The sequence below is a fragment of the Kitasatospora sp. NPDC001261 genome, from assembly GCF_042896795.1.
In the GTDB taxonomy this organism is placed as follows: Bacteria; Actinomycetota; Actinomycetes; order Streptomycetales; family Streptomycetaceae; genus Kitasatospora.
This window is the reverse complement of sequence record NZ_JBIAXP010000017.1, coordinates 57,926-80,437: the sequence shown is the minus strand read 5'-3', so window position 1 is coordinate 80,437 and position 22,512 is coordinate 57,926. Positions and strand designations below refer to the sequence as shown.

Here is a 22,512-nt window from a genome sequence, read left to right as displayed (position 1 = left end):
GGTGCCCGCCCCCACCGGCTCCCCTGTGCGAGGACACCCGTCCCCGCGCAGGGAGCCGGCGCCACCAGGGCCTACGCGTCGAGCCGGACGGTGGCGACGGTGTCCCAGCAGATCCGCCACCCCGGCAGGTCCGTACCGGGCACCGGGACGCGCCGCCAGAACACCTCGTTGACGATGATCCGGTTCACGGTGAACGGGGCGTGGCCGGGCCGGACCCGGTGGATGGCCTGCGCCAGCTCGTCGCTGTCGGTGTCGGCGGCCGCGTAGGCGGCGGTGGTGTGGAGCACGCCGAGCGGGTACGCGGTGGAGTCGGGGCCGAAGACCCGGTGGACGGCGCCGCGGACGCGGTGCTGGAGGGCGGCGAGTTCGCCGTCGGGGTGGAGGTCGAGGCGGACGCCGGTGCGGTAGGCGAGCGGCGAGCCGGCCTGGAGAGTGACCGGCCCGCTCCCGGCCACCGCGGCCCGCAGCCGGTCGGCGAGGTCGCGGCGTTCGGCGTCGGTGACGGCGTCCGCCGGGGCGGAGGTGAGCATGTCGAGGGTGATGTGCGTCCGCTCGTCCGGCACCGGCAGGACGGGGAAGCCGGCCAGGGCCTCGCGCAGGCCGGCGAGGAGCGTGTGCAGGGCCGAGCCCGCCGGCAGGTCGGGCAGGGCGTACACCTGGAGGGCACGCAGGCCGTCCGGCCAGGGCCGCTGTCCGAAGGTCGGGTGGAACGCTTTCACGTCGCCTCCTGCTGATCCGGTTCGGTGGCGGCCCGGCGGGGCGGCGGCCCGTCCGGGGTGAGGCTGTCGACCGTACGACGGGGTTCAGCGTACGGGCGGATCCCCCGCTCCGTACCGGCCCCGGCGTCAGGCGTCCCGGCGGGACAGGCCGAGGGCGGCCAGGGTGAAGGCGACGGCGAGGTAACCGGCCAGGGCGGCGAAGCAGCCGACCGGGCCGAGGCGGTCGGCGCCCGCCGACGCGACCGTGGTGCCGAGGCCTTCGAAGACGCTCTGCAGGCCGAACCGTGACACCCCGTCGCCGAGCGGTGCCAGCAGCATCGGGGAGAGGAAGAACAGGCCGAACAGGGCGGCGACCGCGCCCGCCGTGTGGCGCAGGACGAAGCCGAGCGCGAGCCCGAGCAGGGCGAAGGCGGACAGGAACAGGCCGCAGCCGACCACGGCGCGCGCCACGCCCGGGGCGCCGAGCGGGACGGCGAGGTGGCGGCCGCTCAGGGCGCGCCGGCCGAGCAGGAAGGTCAGGAAGGCGAGCAGCTGCCCGAGCAGCGCCGAAACCCCGCCGACCACCAGGGCTTTGGCGACGAGCACCTGGCCGCGCCGGGGCACGGCCGCGAGGGTCGTGCGGATCTGGCCGGTGGTGTACTCGCTGGAGGCGGCCAGCGTGCCCAGGGTGCCGACGGCCAGCACGGCGACGTAGAAGCCGCCGGAGAAGCCGTAGCGGACCGGATCGAAGCGCTCGCGTTGCTCGGCGCTCCAGGAGGCCCAGTTGTCGGCCGCGCTCGCGTAGTCGATCAGGCCGATGAACAGCGCGGCGGCCAGGGCCACGACCGCCGCGAGCGGGGTCGCGCGGACGCTGCGCAGCTTGACCCACTCCCCGGCCAGGGCGCCCCGGGTGGTCGGTGCGGTGCTCATGCGGTCCTCTTTCCGGGAGTCGTGACGGAAGACGTGGCGGGAGTCGTGACGGAAGGCGTGGAGGTGGCCCGGTAGTCGACCGCTCCGCCGACGGCGTCCATGAAGGCCTGCTCCAACGAGGCCTGCCGGACGGTGAGTTCGTGGACACCGATGCCGTGCCCGGCGGCCAGTTCGCCGATGGCGGACGGCTCCAGGCCGACGACGGCCAGCGCTCCGGCGGGCTCCTCGCCGACGGAGGCCGCCCCGGCCGCGCGCAGCAGCCGGGCCAGCTCCGCCGGGCGGGCGCAGCGCACCAGGACGTCGGTGCGGGCGTGCTCGGCGAGGAAGTCGGCCGTCGAGCGGTCCGCGACGAGCCGTCCGCGCCCGATGACCACCAGGTGGTCGGCGGTGAGGGCCGTTTCGCTCATCAGGTGCGAGGAGAGCAGGACGGTCCGCCCTTCGGCGGCGAGGTCGCGCAGGAGGGTGCGGATCCACTGGACGCCTTCCGGGTCCAGGCCGTTGACGGGTTCGTCGAGCAGCAGGACGGGCGGGTCGCCGAGCAGGGCGGCGGCGATGCCCAGGCGCTGTTTCATGCCGAGCGAGAAGCGCCCGGCCCTGCGCCGGGCCGCCGTCGCCAGACCGGTGAGTTCCAGCACCTCGCGGACCCGGCGGGGGCCGATGCCGTTGGTGACGGCGAGGCCGAGCAGGTGGTGGCGGGCGGAGCGGGCGGGGTGGACGGCACCGGCGTCCAGCAGCGCGCCGACCTCGCGCAGCGGGTGGCGCAGCGAGGCGTACGGGCGGCCGTTGACGGTGGCCCGCCCCGCGGTCGGGGCGTCCAGGCCGAGGATCATCCGCAGGGTGGTGGACTTGCCGGAGCCGTTCGGTCCGAGGAAGCCGGTGACCCGGCCAGGGCGGACGGTGAAGGTGAGTCCGTCCACGGCGAGGGTGCCGCCGTAGCGCTTGCTGAGGTCGCGTACCTCGATCATCGTGCTGCCTTTCCTTGTGGCGTGCCTCCACGCTCCCGTCCGCGCCGGGGGCCCGGCCTCCCACCGTGGGCGGAATCCCGGCATCGGACGGGGGCCGGTCTCTGCCCGTGGTCGTAGGCCTGGGGGGCGATGCCCCGGCGGCGGGCCGCCGCTAGCCTGGGGCGATGTCCGACATCCCGCGCCCGCCGGTGACCGGAAGGCTCCGCCCGGGCCACTGGGTTCTGGTCGACCTGGCGGTCTCCCTGGCCCTGACCGTGCTCACCTGGCTGCGGGTGCTGGACGCCTACCGGGTGTTCGACCCGCACCACCGGGGCTACGCCGAGCCGACCGCGGCCGAGCTGGTGACGGTGCTGGGGTGCGTGGTCGTCGTCGGCGCGGCGGCGGGCCTGCGGCGGCTCGCGCCGGTGGCCGCCGCCGGGGTGGTGTTCGCCGCCTGGGTGGTGGTCGTGGCGGTGGCCGGACGGCTGACCATCGCCAACCTGGCCGGGTTCCAGGTGGTGCTCGCCGCCGCGATGACGGTCTACCTGGTCGCGGCGGTCGGCGCGCCGCGGATCGGCGCGGCCGCGCTGGCGTTCGGGCTGGTGGGCGCCGGGCTGAGCGGGTTCGGCTCGCGGGAGCTGTGGAACAACCTGGTGTTCGCCGCGCTGGCGGTCGTCACCGCCTGGGCGCTCGGCAGCGCGGCGGCCCGCTACCGCGCGTACGGGGCGGAACTGCGCCGCCACCAGCGGGACCTCGCCAGGGCCGAGCTGGCGGAGGAGCTCGCCGAGGAGCGCATCCGACTGGCCCGGGAGCTGCACGACGTGATCGCGCACAGCATGAGCGTGGTCAACGTCCAGGCGGGGTACGGCCGTTTCGTGATCGGCCGGGATCCGGCGAAGGCCGAGCAGGCACTGGACGCCATCCAGGCGGTGAGCCGGGACGCGATGGTGGAGATGCGCGGCCTGCTCACCGTCCTGCGCGGGGCCCCGGCCGAAGGCGCCGACCGTGGAGCGGGCGCCGAGTTCGCCCCCGCGCCCCGACTCGCCGACCTGGAACGGCTGGTGGCCACCAGCGCGGAGGCCGGGGTGCGGGTCGAGCTGAGGGTCGGCGGCCGGGTGCGGCCGCTGTCGGACGGCGTCGAGCTGTCGGCGTTCCGGATCGTCCAGGAGGCACTGACCAACGTGGCCAGGCACGCGGGCACCGACTCGGCCCGGGTGGACGTGGCGTACGAGGAGGACCGGTTGGTGCTGGAGGTGACCGACCCCGGGTGCGGCACCCTGAACGGTGCCGGGACAGGCGAGGGGCACGGCCTGGCCGGGATCGCCGAACGGGTCGGCCTGTACCGGGGCCGCCTGGAGGCCGGGCCGGGCCCGGACGGCGGCTTCCGGGTCCGGGCCGTCCTGCCGCTGGCCGAGGCCGCGGTCGAGGCCGCGTCATGACGGCGGCCGGGGAGCGCCCCGCCCCGCCGATCCGGGTCGTGGTCGCCGACGACCAGGCGCTGGTCCGGGCCGGCCTGGCCGGGATCGTGGCCGCCGCCGACGGGTTCACCGTGGTGGGCGAGGCCGCCGACGGCGCGCAGGCCGTCCGGCTGGCCCGCACCGAGCACCCGGACGTGGTCCTGATGGACATCCGGATGCCGGGCACCGACGGCCTCGCGGCCACCCGGCGGATCACCGCCGAGAGCGGCGTACGGATCCTCGTCCTCACCACCTTCGACCTGGACGAGTACATCTACGGCGCGCTGCGCGCCGGAGCCTCCGGCTTCCTGCTCAAGTCCACCCCGCCCGAGGACCTGCTCACCGCGATCCGGGTGGTCGCCGCCGGGGAGGCGCTGCTCGCCCCGAGCGTCACCCGCCGGCTGATCCGCGCGTTCACCGCCGCCGCCACCGGCCCCGCCGAGCCGCCGGCGGACCGTGACGGCGAGCGGCAGCGGGTCCTCCAGGCCGTCACCGGACGGGAGTTGGAGGTGCTCACGCTGATCGGCCGCGGGCTCACCAACGCCGAGATCGCCGAGCGGCTGTGCGTCAGCACGGGCACGGTCAAGACCCATGTCGGCCACCTGCTGGCGAAGCTCGCCGCCCGCGACCGCGTCCACCTGGTGATCACCGCCTACCGGGCCGCCCTGGTCTCCTGACACCCGCCCCGGGCTCCTGGACCCCGCCACCCGTGACAGCGGGTGATGACGCTACTCGGCGCAGCGGGTTTGCCGCACGTCAGCGGGCCCGGAACGCTGGGAGCCCGGGGGGAGCCACCCGCCACACCAGGAGTCCCCGCAGATGTCCCCGAAAACCGTCGCCGCCGTCGCCGCGGGCCTCGTCGGCACCATAGCCCTCGCCCACGTCGCCTTCGCGGGCGCCCCCGTCACCCTGAACATGGCCACCGGCAGCGCCGAGTGCACGCTCACCTGGGCGAAGCCCGGCATCACCTTCAAGGCCCTGACGCCCGGCGGCAACGCCGCGTCCTTCCGGGACGTCGACGCCACCGGGACGGTCACCATCGACCTCACCTCCGTCGGCAACCCCGTCACCCTGGCGAACTCCGTCTACATCCGGACGGCGGCCAAGGGCGGCTTCACCCTGACCGACGCCTCCGGCCACTACGTGCAGGTCTCGAACCTCGAAGGCAGCCTCTCCGGCGACAGCACCTTCGTCGTGCAGACCAGCAGCGACCCCGCCGGCACCCGCCTCCCGGTGTACAACATCCCCACCCGGCCCCGGATCAGCCCGGACGTGCAGTCCGTACTGCCGCCGCGCGTCAACCTCGCGCTCTCCGACATCTGGATGAGCGTCCTGCCCGAGTTCGCCACCGTCATGAACCAGACCTTCGGCGACGGCACCCTCCGGCCCGGCGACCAGCTCGGCACCTGCACCGCCCGGACCACCTCCTGACGCGGCCGCCACCGGGCGATACCGGGGCGCCGACGGGGTACAGGTGACGGGGGCGGCCCCGCCCCTGACGCCTCGTCCGGGAGGAAACCCATGTCCGCACCGTTCCAGCACCGCCGGTTCGCCGTCGACGACGACGGCAACGACCTGGGGTACCTGCTGTCGCTGCCGGACGGTTACCAGGACGGGACCGGGCCGTGGCCGCTGCTGCTCTTCCTGCACGGCGCCTTGGAGCGCGGCGAGGACCCGGCGGTCCTGGCCGCGCACGGCCCGGTCCGGCAGATCGCCGAGGGGGCGAGGCTGCCGTTCGTGGTGCTGGCTCCCCAGTGCCCGGCCCACAGTTCCTGGGTGGCGGAGCTGAGCAGCCTCGCCGCCCTCCTGGCGGAGGTGGAGCGGGAGGTCCGGATCGATCCGGACCGCCGGTACGTGACCGGCCTCAGCATGGGCGGCACCGGCTCGTGGGCGCTCGCCGCCCGGTACCCGCGCCGGTTCGCCGCCGCCGTACCGGTCTGCGGCTCCTGGCTGCGGGAGTCCGCACCGCGCCTGACCGCCGTCCCCGTCTGGACCTTCCACGGCGAGGAGGACGAGGTCATCCCGGTCTCGCACACCGAGCGCCTGGTCGACGCGCTGCGCGCACTGGGCGGCCCGGTGCGGTTCACCCGCTACCCGGGCGTCGGCCACGACTCCTGGACCCGGACGTACGACGACCCCGAGGTCTACGACTGGCTGCTCGCCCAGTCCCGCCCCGGCGATCCCACCCTCCGAACGGTCCCCGCGCCCACCGCGCCCACCGCGGACAACCACGTGGAACCCGCTTAGGCCTATGGCCGAGGTCCGCTCGCCCAGGGCCCTCGGCTGACGCCGGTCCACCTGGGCGTTGATCGTCTGTCTACCGCCGTCACGCACGATCGATCCCGCAGAGCGCGCCCCACACGCTCACGGGCGCGAACGGACGAGAGAGGCACACGGGGACATGAAGACGACGAAGAAGCTGCGGCACACCGTGCTCGGGATCGCGGCCGGCATGCTGGCCCTGGTCGGGACGGTGGCGTCGGCGGGGACCGCGCACGCCGACGGCCCGCCCAGCGCGTACCTGGACGAGCCCGGCATCCTCTACCGCGGCGGCCACATCGAGGCGGGCGACACCCAGCTGGTCCTGCAGAACGACGGCAACCTCGTCCTCTACCGGGCCTACCAGGACCCGAGTCTCGTCCACGCCGTGTGGCAGGCGCCCAAGACCTGGGGCTGCGGCTACAAGGCGATCATGCAGGGCGACGGGAACTTCGTCGTCTACGACGTCAACAGCCACCCCTGCTGGAGCGCCGACACCTTCAAGCCCAGTTCCCTGGCGAAGGCCAGCCTCGCGGTCTCCGCCCTCGGCGGCCTCAAGGTCGTCTTCGTCAACCCCAGCGGCGGCCGGAGCATCAGCTGGGCGACGATCCGCAGCTCCGACCTGTACTAGGCACGGTGTCGGCGGTCTGCCGGTGGTGACGGTGATCCATCAGCGGTCTGTGGGTGGCGCGTTGTTCATTGGCCGGGCGGTGCGTCGCCGACGACGCACCGCCCGAGCCGAAGGAGCCCCCGTCATGTCCTCCACCCACCCCAGCCCTCCGTGGGACGTCCACCGGCTGCCCTCCGCCGCCGGCAGGTCCTTCCTGGTCACCGGGGGCAACGCCGGGATCGGCTACTTCGTCGCGGAGCAGCTCGCCGGGACCGGGGCCGTCGTGGTGCTCGGGAGCCGGGACGGGGCGAAGGCCTCGGCCGCCATGGCCTCGATCCGCTCCCGCGTCCCCGGCGCGCGGCTGCGCCACCTCCGGCTGGACCTCGCCGACCTGGCGTCCGTGCGGACCGCCGCGGACGGTCTCGGACTCGACCGCCTCGACGCGGTGGTCCACAACGCCGGGGTCGCGCTCGACGATCCGCCGCGGTGCACGACGAAGGACGGCCACGAGCTGATGTTCGGGGTCAACCACCTGGGGCACGTCGCGCTGACCCGGGCCCTGGCGCCGCTGCTGTCCGCGGCGCCCGCCGCCCGGGTCGTGACGGTGGGGAGCTTCGCGGCACGCTCCGAGCGGCTGGACCCGGACGACCTCCAGTCGGCCCGGGACTACCGCCCGAAGCGCGCCTACGGCCGGTCGAAGCTGGCGCAGATGTCCTTCGCCTTCGAGCTCGACCGCCGCCTGCGCGCCCGCGGCAGCACCGTGCTCAGCCTGGTGGCGCATCCCGGCGGCGCCCTGGACTCGCTGACCCCGGCCCGCCCGGGGGTGCACGCGGCGACCCGCGGCAGCCGGCTGCGGGGCGCGCCCGCCGGGCTGCTGCTCCAGGGCAAGGACCGCGGCGCGTGGCCGATCGTCCGGGCCGTCCTGGACCCGCGGGTGCGCGGCGGACAGCTGTGGGGGCCCAGGGCCTTCGGCCTGCGCGGCGCACCGGAGCTGGAGCCGGTCCGCGCCCACATGACCGATCCGGCCCTCGCCGCACGCCTGTGGGACGCCAGCTGCGAAGCGGCCGGCGTCGAGCCCGGCCTGGCCCTCCTGTAGCGGCGGCTTCGTCCCGGCGGCTCCCCCGGTGCCCGTCCCTCCCAGGAGGTGGCAGGGCGCGCGCGCCGGGGGGACCCTGGAGGGGGCGGTCGGCTGCCCCGCGCGGAGCCGAGGAGGTTGACCCGTGAGGTTCATCCAGATCATCGAGTACCGGACGAGTCGGATCGACGAGTTCAACGCCCTGATCGACAGCTGGGTCGAGAAGAACGCGGGCCACCGGCTGGCGACCCGCTCGCTGCAGACCCGTGACCGCGACGGCGAGAACGTGTACCTGAACATCGTGGAGTTCCCCTCGCACGAGGCGGCGATGCGGAACTCCGACCGCCCTGAGACCTCGGAGTTCGCCGCTCGGGCCGCCGCCCTGTGCGACGGGCCGCCGGTGTTCCGCAACCTCGACCTGGTGAACGAATGGACCTTCCAGGCCTGAGCCGACGCACGGACGCCGTACGGACAGGCGGCGGGGACGGCGGGATTCCGGTCGGCCGGTAGATTCGCTCCCTCACCACCGACCGAGGGAGCCCCCGTGCCCGACCGGCCCAGCCTGCTGTACGTGACCGACCTGGCCTACCCCGCCCGCGGCCGGCGCTACGGCGACGAGGACGTCCTCCTCACCTCCCGGCTGCGGGAGCACTTCGACCTGGCCCTGTGCCACCCGCTCGACGCCCGGGCCCTGATGGGGCGCTTCGACGGGGTCGTGGTGCGCAACAGCGGCCCGGTGCTGCACTACCGGGAGGAGTACGCCCGGTTCCGCTCCCAGGCGCTGGCCGACGGCGTACGCGTCTACAACCCGCTGACCGGGCGGGGCGACATGGCCGGGAAGCGGTACCTGCTGGACCTGACCGCGTCGGGCCACCCGGTCATCCCCACCGTCGACCGGCCGCAGGACCTCGACCGGCTGCCCGCCGCCGAGCGCTACGCGGTCAAGCCCGAGGAGGGCGCCGACAGCATAGGCCTGCGCTTCCTCACCCGCGAGGAGCTGGACGGCGTCGAGTGGGGCGAGGTGCTGGTCCAGCCGCGGATCGACTTCCGGTACGAGGTCTCGTTCTACTTCGTGGACGACGCCTTCCAGTACGCCCTCCACACGCCCGACCCGGCCCGGCGCTGGGTCCTGGAGCCGTACGAGCCGAGCGCCGCCGACCTCGCGTTCGCCCGCGGCTTCGTCGACTGGAACACGCTCGCCCACGGGATCCAGCGGGTGGACGCCTGCCGCGCGCCGGACGGGCGCCTGCTCCTGGTCGAGCTGGAGGACCTCAACCCCTACCTCTCCCTCGACCTGGTCGCCGAGGAGGTCCGGGAGGGTTTCGTCCGGGCCATGGCGGACTCGCTGCGCCGCTTCCTGGACTGACCCCGACCGCGTACGCCGCCGCCCCGGGAATCGCCTCCCGGGGCGGCGGCGTAACCGGTCGGGCCCTCAGCAGATCCGCGGCAGCTGCTCGCCCATCGGCAGGTCGACCACCCGGGTGCCGCCGAAGCCGGTCCGGGCGACGACCATCCCCGGGTGCTCCGCGACGCACTCGCCGATCACCACCGCCTCCGCGCCGAGCGGGTGGGCGCGCATGGCGGCGAGCACCGCGTCCGCCGAGAGACGCGGGACGAAGGCGACCAGTCGGCCCTCGTTGGCGATGTACATCGGGTCCAGGCCCAGCACGGCGCAGGCGTTGGCCACCGGCTCCGGGACGGGGACGGCGCGTTCGCTGAGCACCACGCCCACCCCGGCCGCGACGGCGATCTCGTTGAGCGCCGCGGCCAGGCCGCCCCGGGTGGGGTCGCGCAGCACGTGCAGGTCGGCGGTGGCCGCGAGCATCGCCTCGACCAGGCCGCCGAGCGCCGCGCTGTCGCTGCGCACCTCGACCCCGAACTCCAGGCCCTCCCGGACGCTCATGATCGCGACCCCGTGCAGCCCGATCGGCCCGCTGACGATCACCACGTCGCCGGGGCGGGCGCGCTGCGGCCGGATGTCGACCCCGGCCGGGACGAGCCCGATGCCGGCGGTGTTCAGGTAGACGCCGTCCCCGTGCCCGGCCTCGACCACCTTGGTGTCCCCGGTGGCGATCTCGACCCCGGCGGTACGGGCGGCGGCGCCGAGCGCCCGGGCGACCCGGTCCACCACGGCCATCTCCACCCCCTCCTCCAGGATGAAGCCACAGGACAGGTAGGCCGCCCGGGCCCCGCTCATGGCGAGGTCGTTGACCGTGCCGTTGACGGCGAGGTCGCCGATGCAGCCGCCGGGGAAGAACAGCGGCCGCACCACGTAGGAGTCGGTGGAGAAGGCGAGCCGGGCGCCGCCCAGCTCCAGCACCGCGGAGTCGCCGAGCCCGGCGAGCACGGGGCCGCCGAAGGCCGGCGCGAACAGGTTCTCCACCAGCTCGGCGGACATCGCCCCGCCGCCGCCGTGGCCCATCACCACCCGGGGGTGGTCGCGCAGCGGCAGCGGGCAGCTCCAGCCGGAGAAGTCGGGCCGCTCGGCGCTCGGGTCCGTGCCGGGCCCGCTGAGCAGTTCGGTGTCAGCCAACGCGACCCGCCTCCTGAGGCTCCTGAAGCTCCCGACGTTCCTGCGGCTCCTGGGCCCGGACGGACGTCCCCGGTACGCCCAGCCGCCGGTACAGGTAGTACGCCGCGCACGCCCCCTCGCTGGACACCATCGTGGCGCCGAGCGGCGTACGCGGTGTGCAGACGGTGCCGAAGGCCTCGCACTCGTGGGGCTTCAGCAGCCCCTGCAGCACCTCGCCGCTGCGGCACGCGGCGGGTTCGCGGGTGGTGATCCCGCCGACGTCGAAGCGGTGCTCGGCGTCGTGGTCGCGGTAGCGCGGGGAGAGCCGCCAGCCGCTGCGCGGGATCACGCCGATGCCCCGCCAGGGGCGGTCGGCGACCTCGAAGACGTCCTCCAGCATGGCGCGGGCCGCCGGGTTGCCCTCGGGGCGGACGGCCCGCGGGTAGGCGTTGTCGACGGTGTGCTCACCGCGCTCCAACTGCCGTACGGTGCGCCGGATGCCTTCCAGGATGTCCAGCGGCTCGAAGCCGGTGACGACGATCGGCACCCGGTGGCGTTCGGCCAGCGCCGGGTACTCGGCGGTGCCCATCACGCTGCACACGTGCCCGGCGGCGAGGAAGCCCTGGACCCGGCAGTCCGGCGAGTCCATGATCGCCTCGATCGCGGGCGGTACCCGGACGTGCGAGACCAGCATGCTGAAGTTGCGCAGCCCCTGCTTCCTGGCCAGGTGGACGGCCATGGCGTTCGGCGGGGCCGTGGTCTCGAAGCCGATGCCGAAGAAGACCACCTCCCGGTCCGGGTTCTCCCGGGCGATCCGCAGGGCGTCCAGCGGCGAGTACACCACCCGGACGTCGCCGCCCTCGCCGCGGACCCGGAACAGGTCCCGGTCGGTGCCGGGCACCCGCAGCATGTCGCCGAAGGAGCAGAAGACCACCCCCGGCCGGGCCGCGATCGCCAGGGCCCGGTCGATCGTCTCCAGCGGGGTGACGCACACCGGGCAGCCCGGCCCGTGGATCAACTCGACCTCCTCCGGCAGGAGTTGGTCGATGGCGTGCCGGATGATGCTGTGCGTCTGGCCGCCGCAGACCTCCATCAGCGCCCACGGCCGGGTGACCGTCGCCCTGATGTCGGCGATCAGCCCGGCGGCCAGCTCGGGGTTGCGGAACTCCTCCAGGTACTTCACCGTCCGGCCTCCTCAGCCTCGGTCCCAGAGCCCGCCGCCGCCCCGGCGGCCTCCCAGGGATCGCCGAACTCCTCCTGCAACAGCCCGAGTTCCTCGAAGAGGGCGAGGGTGCGCCGGGCCGACTCCTCGTCCAGGCGCTGCAGCGCGAAGCCCACGTGGACGATCGCGTAGTCCCCCACCGCCAGGTCCGGCAGGTACTCCAGGCACACGTCCTTGACCACTCCGCCGAAGTCCATCACCGCCATCCTCGCCCCGTCCCGCTCCCCGATCTCCGTCACCCTGCCGGGCACAGCCAGACACATCCGCTCTCACTCCTCCCGGGTGGCCGTCGACCGGGCGGCCACCATCAGCTGGCCGAGCGCCAGACCACCGTCGTTGGGCGGCACCCGGCGGTGCCGCAGTACCGTGAATCCGTCCTCCCCGAGGCCGCTCGCGCAGGCCGAGGAGAGCAGTGCGTTGGCGAAGACCCCGCCGCTGAGCGCCACCGTGGTGGTGCCGTACCGGTCCCGGACGGCCGCGCAGCTCCGCCGGACCAGGTCGGCCACCGCACGGTGGAAGCGGACGGCGACCAGGCCCGCGGGGGCACCCGCGGTCACGTCGGCCACCACGGCGGCCAGCACCGGCCCGGGGTCGGCGGTCCAGCCGCCGGCCCGCGCCGACAACCCGAACGCGTAGCCCTCGTCCGCCCGCGCCGTCGGCCCGGCCCCGGGGCCGTCAGCGCGGCCGAACCCGCAGGCCGCCGCCTCCAGTTCGATCGCCGCCTGGGCCTCGTACCCGGCCCGGTGGCAGACCCCGGCGAGCGAGGACACCGCGTCGAACAGCCGCCCCATGCTGGAGCTCGGCAGGCAGTTCAGTCGCCGCTCCAACTGCCGTTCCAGCAGGCCGAGTTCCGCCGCTCCGCAGGCCCGGACCGGCGGCAGCTCCGGCAGCCAGGGCAGGCCGGCCGCGCGCAGGTGGGCGAGCGCCGTCCGGTACGGGCGCTCGACGGCCGCGTCCCCGCCCGGCAGCGGCACGTACCCGAGGTGGGCGAGGCGGCGGAACCCGTCGTAGTCGGCCAGCAGCACCTCGCCGCCCCAGACCGCGCCGTCCGCGCCGTAGCCGGTGCCGTCGAAGGCCACCCCGAGCACCGGGCGGCTGCCGTCCAGTCCGTGCTCGGCCATCACCGCGGCGATGTGGGCGTGGTGGTGCTGGACCCGGTGCACCGGCCGACCGGCGGCGGTCCGCTCGGCGTGCCGGAGCGAGCGGTAGCCGGGGTGCCGGTCGGCAACCAGCAGTTCGGGCCGGACACCGCTGACCGTGCCGAGCTGCTCGACCGCCCGGTCGAAGGCCCGCAGGGTGGCCAGATCGTCCATGTCGCCGATGTGGCCGGACAGCCAGGCGTAGCCGTCCCGGGCCAGCGCGAAGGTGTTCTTCAGGTCGCCGCCGACCGCCAGCGCCGGGCGCACGGGCACCGGCAGCGGGATCGGCAGCGGCGCGTACCCGCGCGAGCGGCGCAGCGGCAGCTGCTCGCCGTCCACCACCCGCACCACCGAGTCCTCGCAGGGCACGTGGATCGGCCGGTCGTGGCCGAGCCAGCCGTCGACCAGCGGGGCGAGCCGCTCCAGCGCCTCCCGGTCCTCGGTGACGATCGGCTCGCCGGAGAGGTTGGCGCTGGTCATCACCAGCAGGTCCGGCCCGGGGGCGGCGAGCAGCAGGTGGTGCAGCGGCGTGTACGGGAGCATCACCCCGAGGTCGGGGCTGCCCGGGGCCACGCCCTCGGGCACCGGCAGACCGGTGCGGCGCAGCAGGACGATCGGCCGGACCGGCCCGGTGAGCAGTTCCCGCTCGACCGGGTCGACGGGCAGCAGGCCCTCGACGGTGGCGAGGTCGCGGGCCATCACGGCGAAGGGCTTGCGGCCGCGCCGCTTGCGCCGGCGCAGCAGGGCGACGGCCGCGGCGTCGCGCGCGTCGCAGGCGAGGTGGTAGCCGCCGATGCCCTTGACGGCGAGGACCGCGCCGTCGGCCAGCAGCCGCCGGGCCTCCGCCAGGGCCTGCTCCCCGCCGAGGTCGGGGCGTCCGGGCACGGTCAGCGTGAGCCGGGGCCCGCAGGCGTGGCAGGCGACGGGCTGGGCGTGGAACCGGCGGTCGGCGGGGTCCGCGTACTCGCGGGCGCAGTCCGGGCACAGCGGGAAGCCGGCCATGGTGGTGTTGGCCCGGTCGTACGGCAGGCCGGTGACGATGGTGTGCCGGGGGCCGCAGTTGGTGCAGCTGATGAACGGGTGCCGGTGGCGGCGGTCGGCCGGGTCGGCGAGTTCGGCCAGGCAGTCGGCGCAGACGGCGGTGTCGGGCGGGATCAGGGTGGCGCGGGCGCCGTCGGGGCGGGAGGGGACGATGCGGAAGCCGGTGGCGCCGGTGGCGGCGAGCGGCGCGTGCTCCACCGCGTGCACCTGGGCGAGCGGCGGCGCGTCGCCGGCCACCCGCCGGCAGAACGCGTCCAGGGCGTCCGGGCTGCCCTCGACCTCGACCAGGACGCCCTCACCGGTGTTGGTGACGGTGCCGGCCAGTCCGAGTTCACCGGCCAGGGTGTGGACGAACGGCCGGAAGCCGACCCCCTGCACCAGGCCGCGGACGGCGACCCGCCGCCGCTCGCGGTCGAGCCCGGGGTGGGCGGCCGTCACGCGTGCTCCCCCACGGCGGTGTGGCCGTGGCCGTGGCCGTGATCCTGAGAGTGCCCATGATCGTGGTCGTGAGAGTGCCCGTGGTCGTGCGGCGCCGCCGCGGCCATCACCGGCCGGTGCGGCCGCGCCCCGTCCAGGAGGCCGAGCGCCCGGTCCAGCAGCGCCCCGACGCCCTCGCCCGTCCGGGCCGAGGTGTTCAGCACCTCCACCCCAGGGTTGACCCGCTGGACGTTGGCCAGGAACGCCGCCTCGTCGAACTCGGCCGCCGCCGCGAGGTCCGTCTTCGTCACCAGCACCAGGTTGGCCAGCCCGAAGGCCGTCGGGTACTTGAGCGGCTTGTCCTCGCCCTCGGTCACCGAGGCCAGCACCACCCGCAGCGTCTCGCCGAGGTCGTAGGAGGCCGGGCAGACCAGGTTGCCGACGTTCTCCACGAACAGCAGCCGGCAGTCGTCCGGCAGCCAGCCGTCCAGGTGCCCGGCGAGCATCCGCGCCTCCAGGTGGCAGAGCCCGTCGGTGAGCACCTGCTTCACCGGGGCGCCCGAGCGGGCCAGCCGGCGCGCGTCGTTCTCGGTGGCGAGGTCGGCGGTCAGCGCGGCGACGGGCACCCCGCGTCGCCGGGCGAGCCCCAACTCGGCCTCCAGCAGGGCGGTCTTGCCACTGCCGGGGCTGGAGAGCAGGTTCACCGCGACCGTCCCCCGTGCGGCCAGTGCCGCCCGCAGTCCGCGGGCGCTGTCGTCGTTGCGGGCGAGGACCGCCTGACGGAGGTCGACCGTGCGGCACATCGGCATCAGCCTTTCTGGTTCGGCCCGGACGTCAAAGCTCCTGGGCCCACTCGACGTCGAGGATCTGCAGCTCGCGGCCGGACAGCAGCTCCACGCCGCCACCGCCGGAGCAGCTCGGGCAGCCGAGGTCCGGCGGCATGCCGACCGCCCACTCGACCGCGCAGGGGGCGCAGCGGGCCCGGGCCGCGACGGACTCGGTGTCCAGCGCCGCGCCCGCCACCAGCGTTCCGGCGCAGGCGAGTTCGAAGCAGAAGTCGAGGGCCTCGGGCACCACGCCGGCCAGCTCGCCCACCCGCAGCCGCACCCGTGCCACCCCGGGGGCCCCGTGTTCGCGCGCGGCCGTGTCCACCTGCTCGACGACGGCTTCGGCGATCGACATCTCGTGCATGGGTCCCTTCCCGGAGCGGGCGGCAACGCGCCCCATTACAGGGCTCGGTGGCGGCGGCGGCCCGCAGCCGCGCCGCCACCGTCCGCGGGGCTGCGCCGTTCGCAGCAGTGCGCGCCTCACATCCGGGAGATGCGCACGTACCGTTTGAGGTCCGGCAGGTTCTGCCAGACCAGTGCGCCGATCCCCGCCAGCAGGGCCGCGCAGAACAGTTTCCTCAGCATGGTGTTGTCTCCTTCTCCGGCTGCTTCTCCGGCTGCGCGGCCTCGTCCACGACCCGCAGGACCATTCGCACCGCCTCCGCCACGGCGGCGGCGACGGGCTCGCTGAGCCCGATGCCCTCCTCCAGCGAGGCCGGCTCGCAGCCGACCACCAGGACGCGTTCGGGCGGCTCGCCGCCGGTGCCGGCGGCGAGCGTGGCGAGCAGGGCCAGTACGGCGTCGGGCCCCATCCGGTGCCCGTCCAGGGCGGGCGGTTCCGGCGGCTGTTCGGCGGCCGCCTCGATCAGGTAGAGGGTGCCGGGCGCCCCGCCCCGGTGGACGGCGTCCACCAGGACGGCGGTGCGGTGGCCGTCGAGCAGCCGGTAGGCGAGGTCGACGCCGCGCACGCCGACGTCGACCACCTCGACGCCCGCCGGCAGCGGGTGGGCGGACAGCCGCCGTACGGTCTCGACCCCGAAGCCGTCGTCGCCGAGGAAGATGTTGCCCACCCCGGCGACCAGTACCGTGCGGTCCGTCATGGCCCCTCCACCGGAGCGGCTCCGTCCAGCGCAGCGCTCCCGTCCAGCGCAGCGCTCCCGTCCACCGGGGCGCTCCCGTCCAGCGGCGTGACCTCGTCGGGCTGGAAGTAGCGGAAGCGCCCCTGGGCCCGCCACAGGTCGGCGCCCGGGTCGTCCTCCACCGTGACGGCCAGGTGCACCGAGCCGTCGAGGTCGTGCAGCACCGCCTCCACGATGCCGGTCCGCCCGTCCAGGAAGAGGTCCTGGGCGTCGGTGCGCCGCCGTCCGGGCCGCAGCAGCACCCGGCTGCCGGCGCCCACCTGGTGGCCGTCGACCAGCACCCGGTCCCGCTCGGGGTCGACCCCGAGGTCGTCGCCCGGGTCCCACCAGGGCTGCTCGGGACGGCCGAGGGCGGTGCTGCCGGTGGCCTCGCGCAGCCCGCGGATCGCGCCGTGCAGCCGGTCCAGCACCTCGGGCGGCATGGACTCGGCCAGGTCGATCACCGCGCCGGCCCGGTCGTCGGTGCCGCGGGCCTCGCGCTTCTCCTCCTCGGTCAGGGCCGCCGTCCGCAGCGCCAGGATCTCGTCGATCTCGGTGGCGTCGTACAGGGTGCCGAGGCTCTCCGGGGCGATCCGCGGGTGGTCCTCCAGGATGATCGGCGAGGACAGCACCACCCCGCGCTCGCCCTCCGGTCCGGCCAGCACCGGCCAGGTGCGCTCGTTGCGGCACCGCTCGACGGCCGGGCGGGCCCACTCGGGCGGGTCGGTGACGGACAGGAAGCGGCCGTGCTCCAGGCCGAGCAGCAGGTGCGCGGAGACCAGCGATCGCGGCAGCGCCTGGTCGCGGGTGGCGTGCCGGGACGGCCGCCAGGCGGAGCTGTTCTCCACCTCCACGGTCAGCCGCTGCGCCCGGTACGGGCCGGGCAGTTCCTCGGCCCGCAGCCAGAGCAGGCCGTCGACCTGCTCGCGGCGCCGTATCACCCGGCCGACGACGGCGTCGTGCTCGTGCACCAGCCCGGTCTCGCCGACGCCCGGCAGCCGGAACGGTCGCTGCACCCCCTCGCCGGCCAACTCCTCGACCGGCACCAGGAGTTCGATCCGCTCCTCGACGCCCTCGTCCCATTCGACGAGGTCCCGGTCGGCCAGCTCCAGCCGTTCCACGGACTCGAAGCCGGCGGCGGTGGCCTTTTCGACGGTGCGCCGCTGGACCCGTAGGAAGCGCAGCTCGACCGCCAGCCGGTCCCCGTCGCGCGCCTCCATCAGGCACTCGGTGCGCTGGTGGGAGTGCTCGCCGCCCTGCGCGGTGTACTCGGGCGGCACCAGGACGCCGAACTGCCAGCGCAGCCGGTTCTTGGCCGCCGAGGCCCGGTACGGGTAGAGGACGTAGCCCTCCAGCAGCACCGCGTCGGCGATCTGCCGGGCGGCCGCGAAGCCGCGTTCGATCCGCTCCGGGAGGCCGCTCACCGGGCCCCCTCCCCGATCGCCGCGGCCGTGAGCAGCTCGCGCACCGTCGCCTCCCAGGAGGGCAGGGCCCGCCGCGAGCGGTAGGCCAGCAGCTCGGCCATGGCGTCCTCCGGCAGCCGCAGCCAGCCGCTGCCGGGGAAGTGCCGGTCGATCGCCTCCCGCCAGACCCGCACCGGCATCCGCACCCGGGCCTCCCGGTCCCAGGGCACCGGGCTGACCTGGAAGCCGCCGGGGCCGGCGAAGGCGGTGCCGGAGAAGAGCAGCAGCAGCGGCACCTCGCCGCCGTCCAGCGCCCGGAAGTAGCGGGCCGAGGCGACGTCCTGGTCGTAGGTGCAGGGCACCGCGAGGTCGATCTCGGTCTCGCCGGTGAAGCCGGGGACGAGCAGCGGCACGGTGGCGAACTGGATCGGGTTGAGCGTGGTCGCCCAGCGCTCCCGTCCGCCGAACAGGTCGGCCAGCCTCCCGCCCTCGTCCTCGCCGTACGGTCGGCGGACCGGTTCGATCCGCAGCTGGACCTGGAGGGCGAGGGCGTGCACCCGGATGTCGGCCGGGGCCGTGATCCGCAGCCGGAACACCAGGGTCGGCCCGGCCGCGTACGGGTCGGACCGCACGCCGGTGCAGGCGAAGCCGAGCGCCGTCACGCCGTCACCTCCGCGGGCAGCGGGCGGGCCCGGTCGGCCAGGCGCGCGAAGAACGCGTCGAGTTCGGCCCGCGCCTCGGCGCCGCCGTCGAAGCCGTGCCAGCACCGCCGCAGCCGGCCGACCAGCTCGTAGCAGATGTCGATCGGCACCAGGAAGCACGCCACGCGCTCCTCGGTGCGGCGCACCAGCAGCGCCTCCACGTCGGGTTCCAGGGCGGCGGCCAGCCGGCTGCCGCCGAGGGCGCGCTGCCAGGCCTGCTCGTCCAGTTCGCTCTCGGTGGCGCCGGCCGGGCCGGGGTAGAAGGCCAGCAGCTGGTCCATCACGGTGCTGCGGAACAGGAAGGCGGTGCCCACCGGGATGCCCAGCACCGACCAGGCCTGCTGGTCCAACTCCCGTTCCGGGTCGGCGAGGTAGCGGTCCGGCACGGTGCGGTAGCGGCCGCCGGCCGCGCCCGGCTGCTGGAACAGCAGGCCGCAGGCGGTGCAGGCGCAGGCCAGGGCGCGGTCCTCGACGTCCACCAGGTGGCGGTGGCCGCCGGGCAGGTCCCGGCCGCAGAAGGCGCACTGCTCGGGGCGCGGCGGCGCCGGTTCGCGCAGCCGGTGCAGCAGGGCGGTCCCGTCGCGGGAGATCCGGCGGGTGTTCATCGCGCCTCCGCGGGCTGCGGCGGGCGGGTGCCGATCTGGAGCAGCTGCGGGGCGCGTTCCAGTTCCACGGCCGTCACCTCGGGCGCGTGGCAGGCCAGGACGGCCTGCGCCTCCTGTTCGCCGCAGCCGCAGCCGGTGGCCGTGCGGCGCAGCCGCAGGACGCCGGTGGCCGGGTCGAAGCCGGCCGCCTCGACCCGCTCGGGCAGGGCCGCGAGCGCCCGCTCGATCCGGGCGGGGAGGTCCTCGGGGTGCAGGTCGTGCAGGAGCAGCAGCCCGGCCACGACCGGGTCGTCCAGCATCCGGTCCAGGGCGGGCGGGGGCAGCGCCGGCACCAGCCGGGCCAGGCCCTGGCCGTAGAACTCCATGAGGTCGCGGACCAGTTGCTCACCGGCCCGCTCGGCGTCTGCGCCGCTGTCGGCCAGCGCGTCCAGGGCCTGCTGGATCCGCAGCCCGGTCTGCTCGGCCGTCATGCGGTGAGCCCGCTCAGGCCGGTGGGCACGTGCATGGTCTGCACGGTGCGCCCGCCGCCGACGTACATGTGCACGCCGCAGGGCAGACAGGGGTCGAAGCTGCGGACCGCGCGCATGATGTCGATGCCCTTGAAGGTGTCCGGCGGGTTCTCCTCGAAGATCGGGGTGTTCTGCACCGCGTCCTCGTACGGGCCGGGCGTGCCGTAGCTGTCCCGGACGCTGGCGTTCCACGGGGTGGGCGGGTACGGGTGGTAGTTGGCGATCTTGCCGTCGCGGATCACCATGTGGTGCGAGAGCACGCCGCGCACGGCCTCGGTGAAGCCGCAGCCGATCGACTCGTCCGGCACCTCGAAGCGTTCCCAGGTCTGGCTGCGCCCGGCGCGGACCTCGTCGAGCGCCTTCTCGGCGAAGTGCAGGGCGGCGGCCGCCGCGTACGCCTGGAAGTAGGTGCGGGCGCGGTTGCGCTCGATGGCGTTGCTCCACTGCGGGATCTTCCACTCGAAGGTGACCTCGGGCTTGGTCATCGAGCGGGGCAGGTTGATCTGCACGCTGTGGCCGGTGGCCTTGACGTAGCCGATGTCGACCAGCCCGGACAGCGCGGTGGACCACAGCCGGGCGATCGGGCCGCCGCCGGTGTCGAGGGCGAGGTGGTCCTTGCCGTCGAACCAGCGCGGGGACATCACCCAGCTGTACTTGTCGTCGAAGTTGCGCTTCTGCGGCTGCGGGATGGTGTGCTGGTTCCAGGGGTGCCGGGGGTCGACGGGGTTGCCGAGCGGGTCGTGGGTGACGAACAGCTCCTTGCCCTGCCAGTCCTCGTAGTAGGAGCTGCCGAGCAGGATGCGGATGCCGAGGTTGATCTCGGTCAGGTCGTTGGTGACGAGCTTGCCGTCCACCACGACACCGGGGGTGACGAACATCCGCCGGCCCCAGTCCGTCATGTTGCGGTACGTGAAGTCGCAGTGGTCCGGGTCGTTGAGGCTGCCCCAGCAGCCGAGCAGGACCCGGCGCCGGCCGACCTCCTCGTAGCCGGGCAGGGCCTGGTAGAAGAAGTCGAAGAGGTCGTCGTGCAGCGGCACGACCTTCTTCATGAACTCGACGTAGCGCATCAGCCGGGTCAGGTAGTCGGTGAACAGCTGCACCGTCGCGACGGTGCCGACGCCGCCCGGGTAGAGCGTGGAGGGGTGCACGTGGCGGCCCTCCATCAGGCAGAACATCTCCCGGGTGTACCGGCTGACCTGGAGCGCCTCGCGGTAGAACTCGCCCTCGATCGGGTTGAGCGAGCGCATGATGTCGGCGATCGTCTTGTAGCCGTGGTCGCCGGCGTGCGGGGCCTCGGTGCGCTCGGCGAGCTCCAGCACGCCGGGGTTGGTCTCGCGGACCATCCGCTCGCAGTAGTCGACCCCGACCAGGTTCTCCTGGAAGATGTTGTGGTCGAACATGTACTCGGCGGCCTCACCGAGGTTGATGATCCACTCCCCCAGGTGCGGGGGCTTCACCCCGTAGGCCATGTTCTGCGTGTAGACGGAGCAGGTGGCGTGGTTGTCGCCGCAGATCCCGCAGATCCGGCTGGTGATGAAGTGGGCGTCGCGCGGGTCCTTGCCGCGCATGAAGACGCTGTAGCCGCGGAAGACCGAGGAGGTGCTGTAGCACTCCGCGACCCGCTTCTGCTTGAAGTCGATCTTCGTGTGGATGCCCAGGCTGCCCACGATCCGGGTGATCGGGTCCCAGGACATCTCGGTCAGGCCGCTGCCGTCGCCGGCCGCCCTGGTGGTCGGTGTTGCCATCGTGTCTGTCGTGTCCTTGTCTCTGGGAGCGGGGCCTCGGCGAGCGGGGGCCGTGCGGACGGGGGCCGTGGGGGCGGGGTCCCCGCGGAGGGGATCCCGGCGGACGGGGCGGGGGAAGGCGGCGGCCGCACACCGGGCGGTGTGCGGCCCCGCGGCGTCACCAGGGCGGGCGGTAACCCGTGGTCAGGCGGCTGCCGGTGCGGCGCCACTTGGGTTCCTTGTCGAGGGTGCTCTGGGTGATCGCGCGCAGCCGGCGGATCACCGAGCCGTACGCGCTGCTGGCGGCGGTGGAGACGTGCGAGCCGGGCGGCGGGTCCATGAAGGGCATGAACTTGTCCGGGAAGCCCGGCATGGTGCAGGCGATGCAGATGCCGCCCACGTTCGGGCAGCCGCCGATGCCGTTGGTCCAGCCGCGCTTGGTGACGTTGCACTTGACGACCGGGCCCCAGCAGCCGAGCCGGACGAGGCACTCGGGCGTGCCGTAGTCGGTGGCGAACTGCCCCTGCTCGTAGTAGCCGCCGCGGTCGCAGCCCTCGTGCACGGTGGCGCCGAACAGCCAGGCGGGCCGCAGCTTGTCGTCGAGCGGGATCATCGGCGCGGAGCCGGCCAGCTGGTACAGCAGGTAGGTGAGCGTCTCGGCGAAGTTGTCGGGCTGGATCGGGCAGCCGGGCACGCAGACGATCGGCAGTCCGGCCTTGGACTTCCAGTCCCAGCCCAGGTAGTCCGGCACGCCCATCGCACCGGTCGGGTTGCCGGCCATCGCGTGGATGCCGCCGTACGTGGCACAGGTGCCGATCGCCACCACGGCGGTCGCCTTCGGGGCGAGCCGGTCCAGCCACTCGCTGGTGGTGATGGGCTGGCCGGTGGCGGGGTCGTCGCCGAAGCCGCACCAGTAGCCCTCCTTCTTGATCTTCTCGTTGGGGATGGACCCCTCGACGACCAGCACGAACGGCTCGATCTCGCCGCGCTCGGCCTTGAAGAACCACTCGACGAAGTTGTCCGCGCCCTGGACCGGGCCGCACTCGAAGTCGATCAGCGGCCAGTGCACGGCGACCTTGGGAAGGCCGGGCAGCGCGCCGGTGACGATCTCCTCGATGCTCGGCTGCATCGCGGCGGTCAGCGAGACGGAGTCGCCGTCGCAACTGAGGCCCGCGTTGATCCAGAGGATGTGCACCGCGTCGGCGTCGGGCTTCGCGGCGGCCTCGGCCGTCCCGGCCGTCGAAGCGGTTGGAGCTGTTGCAGCACCCATGAGGATGCCTCCTCGGGGATGGGAGCCGGAGGGAATGGCTCGAAGCCAGTC

25 protein-coding genes are annotated in these 22,512 nt (G+C 74.5%); 8 read left to right on the top strand and 17 right to left on the bottom strand.

Annotated elements, in window-relative coordinates; all coding sequences use genetic code 11:
• Positions 1-71: 71 nt before the first annotated feature.
• The 3 genes from ACFY4B_RS23185 to ACFY4B_RS23175 form a co-directional block, all read right to left on the bottom strand.
• A complete protein-coding gene (locus ACFY4B_RS23185) occupies positions 72-719 on the bottom strand; it encodes a 2'-5' RNA ligase family protein (protein ID WP_387970491.1) in 648 nt (215 codons plus the stop codon).
• A 126-nt stretch (positions 720-845) separates the two neighbouring features.
• Positions 846-1,628: a hypothetical protein gene (locus ACFY4B_RS23180; protein ID WP_387970488.1), complete on the bottom strand. Its 783-nt coding sequence runs from the start codon at positions 1,626-1,628 to the stop codon at positions 846-848.
• Positions 1,625-2,593, bottom strand: a complete 969-nt coding sequence (locus ACFY4B_RS23175; protein ID WP_387970485.1) for an ABC transporter ATP-binding protein — start codon at positions 2,591-2,593, stop codon at positions 1,625-1,627. Before ACFY4B_RS23175 ends, ACFY4B_RS23180 begins: the two co-directional genes overlap by 4 nt.
• 164 nt (positions 2,594-2,757) lie before the next feature.
• On the opposite strand from ACFY4B_RS23175, the gene ACFY4B_RS23170 reads away from it, so the two are divergent.
• The 8 genes from ACFY4B_RS23170 to ACFY4B_RS23135 all read left to right on the top strand — a co-directional run bounded on the left by ACFY4B_RS23170 (position 2,758) and on the right by ACFY4B_RS23135 (position 9,339).
• Positions 2,758-4,011 (top strand): sensor histidine kinase, encoded by a 1,254-nt coding sequence (locus ACFY4B_RS23170; protein ID WP_387970482.1) that lies wholly within the window; start codon positions 2,758-2,760, stop codon positions 4,009-4,011.
• A complete protein-coding gene (locus ACFY4B_RS23165) occupies positions 4,008-4,706 on the top strand; it encodes a response regulator (protein ID WP_387970479.1) in 699 nt (232 codons plus the stop codon). The genes ACFY4B_RS23170 and ACFY4B_RS23165 overlap by 4 nt, the downstream gene beginning before the upstream one ends.
• 142 nt (positions 4,707-4,848) lie before the next feature.
• The gene (locus ACFY4B_RS23160; RefSeq protein WP_387970476.1) at positions 4,849-5,460 is read left to right on the top strand and encodes a hypothetical protein; all 612 of its coding nucleotides are present in this window, start codon (positions 4,849-4,851) and stop codon (positions 5,458-5,460) included.
• A gap of 90 nt (positions 5,461-5,550) precedes the next feature.
• On the top strand, positions 5,551-6,276 hold the full coding sequence (locus ACFY4B_RS23155; RefSeq protein WP_387970474.1) for a prolyl oligopeptidase family serine peptidase: 726 nt from the start codon (positions 5,551-5,553) through the stop codon (positions 6,274-6,276).
• Positions 6,277-6,430: 154 nt separating this feature from the next.
• On the top strand, positions 6,431-6,919 hold the full coding sequence (locus tag ACFY4B_RS23150) for a hypothetical protein (protein ID WP_387970471.1): 489 nt from the start codon (positions 6,431-6,433) through the stop codon (positions 6,917-6,919).
• A gap of 124 nt (positions 6,920-7,043) precedes the next feature.
• On the top strand, positions 7,044-7,994 hold the full coding sequence (locus tag ACFY4B_RS23145; protein ID WP_387970468.1) for an SDR family NAD(P)-dependent oxidoreductase: 951 nt from the start codon (positions 7,044-7,046) through the stop codon (positions 7,992-7,994).
• 124 nt (positions 7,995-8,118) lie between these two features.
• The gene (locus ACFY4B_RS23140) at positions 8,119-8,421 is read left to right on the top strand and encodes a hypothetical protein (protein ID WP_117485848.1); all 303 of its coding nucleotides are present in this window, start codon (positions 8,119-8,121) and stop codon (positions 8,419-8,421) included.
• A 96-nt stretch (positions 8,422-8,517) separates the two neighbouring features.
• A complete protein-coding gene (locus ACFY4B_RS23135) occupies positions 8,518-9,339 on the top strand; it encodes a hypothetical protein (protein ID WP_387970465.1) in 822 nt (273 codons plus the stop codon).
• Between the two features lie 66 nt (positions 9,340-9,405).
• On the opposite strand, the gene hypE is transcribed toward ACFY4B_RS23135, so the two are convergent.
• From hypE to ACFY4B_RS23065, 14 genes are all read right to left on the bottom strand, one after another.
• Positions 9,406-10,491 (bottom strand): hydrogenase expression/formation protein HypE, encoded by a 1,086-nt coding sequence (hypE, locus tag ACFY4B_RS23130; protein ID WP_387970787.1) that lies wholly within the window; start codon positions 10,489-10,491, stop codon positions 9,406-9,408.
• Positions 10,492-10,498: 7 nt separating this feature from the next.
• Complete coding sequence (gene hypD / locus ACFY4B_RS23125; RefSeq protein WP_387970462.1) at positions 10,499-11,668, bottom strand: hydrogenase formation protein HypD; 1,170 nt, start codon at positions 11,666-11,668, stop codon at positions 10,499-10,501.
• On the bottom strand, positions 11,665-11,970 hold the full coding sequence (locus ACFY4B_RS23120) for a HypC/HybG/HupF family hydrogenase formation chaperone (RefSeq protein ID WP_074002677.1): 306 nt from the start codon (positions 11,968-11,970) through the stop codon (positions 11,665-11,667). The genes hypD and ACFY4B_RS23120 overlap by 4 nt, the downstream gene beginning before the upstream one ends.
• A gap of 6 nt (positions 11,971-11,976) precedes the next feature.
• Positions 11,977-14,325, bottom strand: a complete 2,349-nt coding sequence (hypF, locus tag ACFY4B_RS23115) for a carbamoyltransferase HypF (RefSeq protein ID WP_387970458.1) — start codon at positions 14,323-14,325, stop codon at positions 11,977-11,979.
• A complete protein-coding gene (gene hypB / locus ACFY4B_RS23110) occupies positions 14,322-15,107 on the bottom strand; it encodes a hydrogenase nickel incorporation protein HypB (protein ID WP_387970455.1) in 786 nt (261 codons plus the stop codon). The genes hypF and hypB overlap by 4 nt, the downstream gene beginning before the upstream one ends.
• 31 nt (positions 15,108-15,138) lie before the next feature.
• Positions 15,139-15,495: a hydrogenase maturation nickel metallochaperone HypA gene (gene hypA, locus ACFY4B_RS23105; RefSeq protein WP_375873133.1), complete on the bottom strand. Its 357-nt coding sequence runs from the start codon at positions 15,493-15,495 to the stop codon at positions 15,139-15,141.
• A 116-nt stretch (positions 15,496-15,611) separates the two neighbouring features.
• Positions 15,612-15,716, bottom strand: a complete 105-nt coding sequence (locus tag ACFY4B_RS23100) for a DUF6893 family small protein (RefSeq protein WP_375873132.1) — start codon at positions 15,714-15,716, stop codon at positions 15,612-15,614.
• The gene (locus ACFY4B_RS23095; protein ID WP_117485856.1) at positions 15,710-16,231 is read right to left on the bottom strand and encodes a hydrogenase maturation protease; all 522 of its coding nucleotides are present in this window, start codon (positions 16,229-16,231) and stop codon (positions 15,710-15,712) included. The genes ACFY4B_RS23100 and ACFY4B_RS23095 overlap by 7 nt, the downstream gene beginning before the upstream one ends.
• A complete protein-coding gene (locus ACFY4B_RS23090) occupies positions 16,228-17,673 on the bottom strand; it encodes a hypothetical protein (RefSeq protein WP_387970452.1) in 1,446 nt (481 codons plus the stop codon). Before ACFY4B_RS23090 ends, ACFY4B_RS23095 begins: the two co-directional genes overlap by 4 nt.
• Positions 17,670-18,314, bottom strand: coding sequence for a DUF6084 family protein (locus ACFY4B_RS23085; protein ID WP_387970449.1), 645 nt, complete (start codon positions 18,312-18,314; stop codon positions 17,670-17,672). Before ACFY4B_RS23085 ends, ACFY4B_RS23090 begins: the two co-directional genes overlap by 4 nt.
• Complete coding sequence (locus tag ACFY4B_RS23080; RefSeq protein WP_234348427.1) at positions 18,311-18,958, bottom strand: DUF5947 family protein; 648 nt, start codon at positions 18,956-18,958, stop codon at positions 18,311-18,313. The genes ACFY4B_RS23085 and ACFY4B_RS23080 overlap by 4 nt, the downstream gene beginning before the upstream one ends.
• Positions 18,955-19,428, bottom strand: coding sequence for a hypothetical protein (locus ACFY4B_RS23075; protein WP_049652591.1), 474 nt, complete (start codon positions 19,426-19,428; stop codon positions 18,955-18,957). The genes ACFY4B_RS23080 and ACFY4B_RS23075 overlap by 4 nt, the downstream gene beginning before the upstream one ends.
• A complete protein-coding gene (locus ACFY4B_RS23070) occupies positions 19,425-21,212 on the bottom strand; it encodes a nickel-dependent hydrogenase large subunit (protein WP_049652594.1) in 1,788 nt (595 codons plus the stop codon). Before ACFY4B_RS23070 ends, ACFY4B_RS23075 begins: the two co-directional genes overlap by 4 nt.
• A gap of 157 nt (positions 21,213-21,369) precedes the next feature.
• Positions 21,370-22,461 carry a hydrogenase expression protein HypE gene (locus tag ACFY4B_RS23065; protein ID WP_049652595.1) on the bottom strand — a complete coding sequence of 364 codons (1,092 nt, stop codon included), beginning with the start codon at positions 22,459-22,461 and terminating at the stop codon, positions 21,370-21,372.
• Positions 22,462-22,512: the final 51 nt, after the last annotated feature.

Bases quoted from the DNA above. Each gene is read 5' to 3' on its own strand.
- ACFY4B_RS23175 (WP_387970485.1), bottom strand. From the start codon at position 2,593: ATGATCGAGGTACGCGACCTCAGCAAGCGCTACGGCGGCACCCTCGCC.
- ACFY4B_RS23180 (WP_387970488.1), bottom strand. From the start codon at position 1,628: ATGAGCACCGCACCGACCACCCGGGGCGCCCTGGCCGGGGAGTGGGTC.
- ACFY4B_RS23150 (WP_387970471.1), top strand. From the start codon at position 6,431: ATGAAGACGACGAAGAAGCTGCGGCACACCGTGCTCGGGATCGCGGCC.
- ACFY4B_RS23080 (WP_234348427.1), bottom strand. From the start codon at position 18,958: ATGAACACCCGCCGGATCTCCCGCGACGGGACCGCCCTGCTGCACCGG.
- ACFY4B_RS23145 (WP_387970468.1), top strand. From the start codon at position 7,044: ATGTCCTCCACCCACCCCAGCCCTCCGTGGGACGTCCACCGGCTGCCC.
- ACFY4B_RS23165 (WP_387970479.1), top strand. From the start codon at position 4,008: ATGACGGCGGCCGGGGAGCGCCCCGCCCCGCCGATCCGGGTCGTGGTC.
- ACFY4B_RS23095 (WP_117485856.1), bottom strand. From the start codon at position 16,231: ATGACGGACCGCACGGTACTGGTCGCCGGGGTGGGCAACATCTTCCTC.
- ACFY4B_RS23120 (WP_074002677.1), bottom strand. From the start codon at position 11,970: ATGTGTCTGGCTGTGCCCGGCAGGGTGACGGAGATCGGGGAGCGGGAC.
- ACFY4B_RS23160 (WP_387970476.1), top strand. From the start codon at position 4,849: ATGTCCCCGAAAACCGTCGCCGCCGTCGCCGCGGGCCTCGTCGGCACC.
- ACFY4B_RS23070 (WP_049652594.1), bottom strand. From the start codon at position 21,212: ATGGCAACACCGACCACCAGGGCGGCCGGCGACGGCAGCGGCCTGACC.
- ACFY4B_RS23065 (WP_049652595.1), bottom strand. From the start codon at position 22,461: ATGGGTGCTGCAACAGCTCCAACCGCTTCGACGGCCGGGACGGCCGAG.
- ACFY4B_RS23075 (WP_049652591.1), bottom strand. From the start codon at position 19,428: ATGACGGCCGAGCAGACCGGGCTGCGGATCCAGCAGGCCCTGGACGCG.
- ACFY4B_RS23100 (WP_375873132.1), bottom strand. From the start codon at position 15,716: ATGCTGAGGAAACTGTTCTGCGCGGCCCTGCTGGCGGGGATCGGCGCA.
- hypA (WP_375873133.1), bottom strand. From the start codon at position 15,495: ATGCACGAGATGTCGATCGCCGAAGCCGTCGTCGAGCAGGTGGACACG.
- ACFY4B_RS23170 (WP_387970482.1), top strand. From the start codon at position 2,758: ATGTCCGACATCCCGCGCCCGCCGGTGACCGGAAGGCTCCGCCCGGGC.
- ACFY4B_RS23155 (WP_387970474.1), top strand. From the start codon at position 5,551: ATGTCCGCACCGTTCCAGCACCGCCGGTTCGCCGTCGACGACGACGGC.
- hypB (WP_387970455.1), bottom strand. From the start codon at position 15,107: ATGTGCCGCACGGTCGACCTCCGTCAGGCGGTCCTCGCCCGCAACGAC.